Below are 629 nucleotides of genomic sequence, written 5' to 3' on the forward strand. Positions count from 1 at the left end.
GCCTTACAATGGATAAATATAAAGACCGAATCTTAACAATTTATGAAGAGTCATCATTTTTTTAGAAAATGTGATAAATTTGTGGCAGACATCAGCTTTCATAAATTGTTAAGGTTTACGTAGTATCTTATAACGTACGTGTTACTTATGAATGATATATAGTAAGGACACACGAGAATTAACATCAAGAATTATGAGGTGAGAGAGACATGGCCCATCGAATATTAGTCGTAGAGGATGATGAGGATATTGGTGATCTTTTGGAGGAATCCCTTACACGTGCAGGTTACGAGGTGCTAAGAGCCTAGGATGGAAAGCGAGCATTGCAATTTGTGAATGACTCGCTTGATTTGGTTATTTTGGATATTATGATGCCAGGCATTTCGGGAATTGAAACATGTCAGCACATCAGGAAATCCTCTAACGTCCCGATTCTGTTTCTGACGGCCAGATCGAGTACACTCGATAAAACTGAGGGATTACTCGCCGGCGGCGATGATTATATGACTAAACCATTCTCGGAAGAGGAACTTCACGCTAGAGTGATTGCTCAATTACGCAGATATACTATCTATCAAGAAAAGAAGGAAGAGGAAGAAACATTTCTTATCGGGGGCAAACTGAGAGTG

At 39.4% G+C, this 629-nt stretch carries 1 pseudogene; it reads left to right on the plus strand.

Annotated elements, in window-relative coordinates:
- Nucleotides 1-209: 209 nt before the first annotated feature.
- Nucleotides 210-629 (plus strand): annotated as a pseudogene (gene yrkP / locus RVS70_RS21785) (two-component response regulator YrkP); the annotation flags it as partial.

Origin of the sequence: Virgibacillus sp. M23, assembly GCF_034190895.1 — a bacterium.
In the GTDB taxonomy this organism is placed as follows: Bacteria; Bacillota; Bacilli; order Bacillales; family Amphibacillaceae; genus Virgibacillus; species Virgibacillus salarius.